This window comes from Paenibacillus sp. AR247, from assembly GCF_002968895.1.
In the GTDB taxonomy this organism is placed as follows: domain Bacteria; phylum Bacillota; class Bacilli; order Paenibacillales; family Paenibacillaceae; genus Paenibacillus_AQ; species Paenibacillus_AQ favisporus.
Window position 1 is genome coordinate 512,905 of sequence record NZ_PCZT01000009.1, and the last position, 5,128, is coordinate 518,032.

The following is a 5,128-nucleotide window of genomic DNA, read 5'->3' on the forward strand; positions in this document are numbered from 1 at the left end:
GCGAAGAACATCACCGACACCGTGAAGCTGATCAACGCGCCAATCGTATTGATGACGAGCTTCGTTACCAACCCTGCGGTTTTTCCCGGATCCACTTGACGATCATCCCCGTTTGCGAGAGCGTGAAAGGGATAAATACCCCTACCGCGTACAGTGGGATCAAATGTTCCGTCTGTCCGTGGAAGGCGACGATCAGCACGATAGACAGTAGCCCAAGGATGATGATTCCGTTCGAATATCCCAAACGGTCACCGCGGACAGTAAACATCCGGGGAATAAACCGGTCTTTGGCTAAATTGACCGCCAGCAGCGGAAACGCCGAATATCCGGTATTGGCCGCCAGGATCAAGATCAGTGCCGTCGTGCCCTGGATGAAAAAGTACATAAAATTCCGTCCGAACGTCTGATTGGCAATCTGGGATACGACCGTCTCCTGGGGATTTGGGGATATGCCCAAATAATAAGCAAGAAATACGATGCCCGAGAAGAGTACAGCCAGCAGAATCCCCATAGCCATCAAGGTTTTGGCCGCATTGTTCGGGGCCGGATCCTTGAAGTTCGGGATGGCGTTCGAGATCGCTTCGACCCCGGTCAGGGCGGAGCTGCCCGAGGCAAAAGCTTTTAAGAGCAGGAACAGGCTGATCCCCGCCACCGGCGTCCCGACCGGCGAATGTAAATGCGGTGAAACGTGGCCGGTCACGATGTTGTACATACCGACGCCGATCAAAATGAACAGCGCGAAGGCGAACAGATACACCGGATAAGCCAGGATGGAGGCCGACTCGGTGACGCCCCGCAAATTCAGAAGCGTAATGAGGATGACGAAGGTGACGGCAATCCCCACCGTATGCTCATGCAGCGCCGGAAACGCCGAAGTCAGCGCGTCCGTGCCAGCCGAAACGCTGACCGCAACAGTCAAAATGTAATCTACCAGCAGCGATCCGCCGGCCACCAGCCCGGGATAGATTCCCAGATTCTGTTTAGAGACGACGTAAGCACCGCCGCCATGCGGGTAAGCGAAGATGATCTGCCGGTAGGATAAAATGAGTGCAGCCAGCAAAATCAGTACGCCGATTCCGATCGGTATCGAATACCAGAACGCCGCCGTGCTGACCGTGACCAGAACCAGCAAAATTTGCTCCGGCCCATACGCTACGGACGACAGCGCATCGGAGGATAGAATGGCCTAAAGCTTTTTTCTTATTCAGTTTTTGTTCTCCCAATTCGGTAGACTTCAGCGGACGTCCGATCAGAAGTCTTTTCAATGCTGCCATAAAATGTTTGTCACCGCCAATGTTAGAGTTGGAATGCTCATGATGTACCCGTTAGACACGTGCTCAACCCTTTTTGGGCACAACAAAAAAGCCGCAGGAAAGCTGGACCTTCCCGTGGCTTTACGCGCACGACAAATCCCTCTTTCATAACGCTTACGAGGTTAGCTGACGGATTCGGGACCGAAAGTATCCCTACACTCAATAAATGAACATCAAGTGATTCACCCCTGGGACGAAGGTTTAACTTCATCCCTTTGGTTCCCCCGCTCCTGATTTCAGAATTCAGCGATCAAGGAGTATTACGTTTCAGGTTCACAAGTTCACGATTACGAATTGAATCTTACTCCTTCCGGATGCCAGCTGTAAAGAAGCAAACGGTTTGAGATACGTATGAAAAAATTCAAAAGAACTTCATGTCAACGCTTACATTGGCGGCAATCTATTAATTTCTGGCTGTAGCTGTGCATATCGCTTGTTTACGCTATTAAATTCATATCGGGCTTCTAAATATTTCGATTCGCCGCATTCCTCAGCGAAGCCTCTACGGTATCCAGTCGGTTCAAGCAGTGATGCCGGACCATTTCGAGGTCGTTATCCAGCTGATCCGGCTCCAGGTTGCGATGCAAAATATTCATACACCAATGGGTAAGGTTCCTCAAATGATGGCGGTATGCATAATAACGCAGCAAATCCGGGTTCAGCCCCATCTGTTGTCCTAGTTCCTGCTCATACCCTGTGAGAAAATGACCCAGTCCTTCCCCGATATACCCCACGATATCCAGCTCTGGTGGCGCAAGCATAGCCGCTTCCCAATCCAGGACGATCAGCCGTCCGTCTGCGGTCTCCATCAGATTCCCTCCCCACAGATCACCGTGGCAGAGCACATTGGGGGCCGGATCAAGCACGAGACGTTCACGAACCTCTGTCATCTGGTGCAGCAGCTCGGTTATGCGCCTTTGCTGAGGGATAACAAGCTCACGCAGCAGCTGGCTAGCGGGACTTGCACCGGCCCGAAGATGCTCAATCTGCTTCAGGCATTGGTTCAAATGTTCGGAAAAGGAGACATCATACGTTTCACTCGTAAGGCCGGATGTGGCAGTAAAGGGAGTCAACTGCCGAATCCGCGCCGCCAGCCGTCCAACACGCTCCAATTTATGCTTGGAGAACGGGTATGCCTCAGCCCAGGTTTCTCCTTCGATAAATTGAAAGAGTACCGCGGTGCAACCGGAGAGGGGTAGCAGATAAGCACCGCTTAAGGTTCGGAACGGACAGGGCAGCTCCACAAAGCGGCCGGTCTGATGCAATTCCCACATAAACGGCACATAATGGCTGCACCGAAGGATGCCTTGGCAGTGGCTGTCATTGCCATGTTCAAACAGTTTCATATAGTATCGCGTCCCGTTTTCTCCCTCCACCCGGTAAGAATAGGCCGAATCTCCATAAGGGATAAAAATAAGCCTCCGGGCAGCGATTCCGTAAGCTTCGTTCAAGTGATGCACAAAAGCCCCTTCGTCCATTCGATAAGACTGCCTCAATTCATTCTCCCCTTTCCTATTTCATCGCGTAGCGCGGATAAAAGCAATCAAGCCCGGTGTCTGTGTAACCCGGACTTGATCGCAATGGCCTCTTATGAGATTAAAACAATCTTTCATTCACCAATGTTAACAGGCAATGTTAACCGATGTAGACAACCGCACCGCTGCGCCTGTACGCTTTCGGCAGTTCCGTCTCGAGCAGCTCGAGTCTGCGTAACATGTGGTCGAGGTCGTCCCCATGCATGTGGCTTTGCGCCCATTCTTTAAGCTGGGACACTTCGCCCAAGACAGCCGGGATGTCCTCGAACTCTACGTCCGTACCGTCCTGGAAAAGTGCGACCCACTGCAAGTTCAACTCTTCCACCGCCGGCACCCAATATTTCTGGAAAAAGGATTCCGTCGCCACCGGAAGCATAAAGGACCGTTCAAATTCGTCCTCCGGGTCCACAATAATTGCGCTAATTGACATGTTATTCCACCACCCCAAATCGAATGTTGAACGTGTAATCCGGAAACTCCTGGCGAAGCTTATTCAAACTGTTCTCCGCGGCCGCCCGCAGAGCCGGCGAGTCCCCGTCCAGCTGAAACTCGAAATGCCGGATTCCTTTAATTTGCTCCAGCGTCGGGATTTCCGCCGTTCCATCAGGCGTTGTTCGCGTCCCAACCGCCTTCTGCATCAGGTTGTTGATCCGCACCTTCGTTTTCTGGTAAGCAGCTTCTCCAGCCAATCCTTCAGCCTGCTGCCGCCCTTTTTACCGAAGCGTTCGGCCAGCCTGCCGAACGGAACACGGCTCAGCGCCAGCGCAAGCAGCGTAGAGATCGCATTTTCGGGGGTGAGCAGTCTTTTCGGATCGCGGATATCCTTAGCGATTTCGTGGCCGCTCGCCGGTATGCTCGCCGCCGTTAAGGCAATACCGAGCGCCGGCCAGAAGCTGACGAACATCAAGGACAAAGCGAACGCTCCGAGCACGATGGCGCTTTTTTCCCAAAAACCGAGGCGGTCCCACCAGTTCTGCAGCGAATCGAACATGCATGAGAAGCAAGCCGGATCGGCGGGATGGACGTGCGCCTGGAAATAAGCGGCGAAGCCCGCCAGCCCGGCGATCACCAGCAGGGCCGCGGTTACACCGGCGGCAGCACGGAAGTGCTTCAGCATCCTCGTCTGCAGGTCGCCCTGCAGCGCGGCGGCTTCCTGATTGCCGTATAGGAGCGAGAAGCCCAGCTCCCTGCGTTCCCGGGTCCAGGACATGACGCTCCCCAGCCGTTCCCTGCGGGTCAAGAGAGACTCCAGCATATACCACAGCTCTGACACCGGGTTGATCCATCCTTCGCCTTCCATTCTCGGCAGCCTGCTTTTCACCCGATTCAACGAGACGTAATCCAGGACGAGCCCAATCGCCAGCATCAGGAGGAACACGCCTTTCGTCCGGTACCCGCTGCCGGTCAGGTCGCTGATTTTCATAAACCAGTCCGGCAGTGAGCCCTGACCGTTATAAGCAGCATGATCGATGATCGACCAGACGAGCAGCAGTGCAGGCAGGGCGAAGATGGCGGCCTTCAGCCGCTTGCGGTACCGTACAGCCAAACCGAGCCCTAGGGCGACCATGCCGGTGTGCACAGGATGACTGACCGACATGATGGTCGGAAAGATGCTTTCTTCAAACCGGCCGGGGAACAGCGTCCAAAAATCCCAATGGATCGTCTCCCCTCCAAGCATCGTCACACTGTAGCCGTACGTCCGCCCGATGATGCCGGAGTTCAGCCAGCGGCGCGTCAGCTCTTCCATCAATTGAAAGCCCACGCCCGCCCCGGCTCCGGCCAGCGTATAATCGGCAAGGCTCATGGAAGAGGCGCGCCGTGAAAAGAGCAGAAACAGACCGAGCGGCAGCAGCTTCCATACTTCCTCGAAGATCGGGGTCAAGACGGCCTGGGACCAGGTGTCCCGCGTATCCCCGCCAAACAAGCCGTGAGCCGCGAGCAGCGTCAGCGCCGTGACCGGGATGACAAGAAAGATGCCCAGCAGCATAAACATGGCCGCCTGCTTCCAAGTAAATGTTTTGCTCCGGCAAAGAAACCAAAACTGCAGCATGACATAAAAAGACCATAAATACTGGACGAGCATCGTGCGTGAATCCCGGTACAGGAACAGGCCCAGGATAAAAAACAAAAGGGATATCCAGCACCATATCGTATATAAGGTTTTGAGCCAGGGGAAGCGCCGGAGCGTTCCCTGCACCCACCGATACCACCCCTTCAGCGATATCCCTGACTTCCGTTTCGGATGTTCCAGATCGTATCCGTTTCCATCTCCTCCTTCAT

General features: G+C 54.2%; 4 protein-coding genes, 1 pseudogene and 1 riboswitch. All 5 genes and pseudogenes read right to left on the reverse strand.

From position 1 onward, the window contains the following. A pseudogene (locus CPT76_RS10365) lies at positions 1–1,274 on the reverse strand (APC family permease); the annotation flags it as partial. 134 nt (positions 1,275–1,408) lie between these two features. After that, positions 1,409–1,572: riboswitch (cyclic di-AMP (ydaO/yuaA leader) on the reverse strand. A gap of 205 nt (positions 1,573–1,777) precedes the next feature. Then, positions 1,778–2,809 (reverse strand): phosphotransferase enzyme family protein, encoded by a 1,032-nt coding sequence (locus tag CPT76_RS10370; RefSeq protein ID WP_146116207.1) that lies wholly within the window; start codon positions 2,807–2,809, stop codon positions 1,778–1,780. A 139-nt stretch (positions 2,810–2,948) separates the two neighbouring features. Continuing rightward, on the reverse strand, positions 2,949–3,278 hold the full coding sequence (locus CPT76_RS10375) for a hypothetical protein (RefSeq protein ID WP_105442860.1): 330 nt from the start codon (positions 3,276–3,278) through the stop codon (positions 2,949–2,951). 1 nt (position 3,279) lies between these two features. Next, the gene (locus CPT76_RS10380; RefSeq protein ID WP_146116208.1) at positions 3,280–3,537 is read right to left on the reverse strand and encodes a hypothetical protein; all 258 of its coding nucleotides are present in this window, start codon (positions 3,535–3,537) and stop codon (positions 3,280–3,282) included. After that, the coding region (locus CPT76_RS10385) for a PrsW family glutamic-type intramembrane protease (protein WP_105442862.1) at positions 3,486–5,128 on the reverse strand (1,643 nt) is incomplete at its 5' end. The genes CPT76_RS10380 and CPT76_RS10385, both read right to left, overlap by 52 nt.

What these genes read in the sequence shown, in the direction of transcription:
- CPT76_RS10375 (WP_105442860.1), bottom strand. Translation starts at nt 3,278, where the DNA reads ATGTCAATTAGCGCAATTATTGTGGACCCGGAGGACGAATTTGAACGG.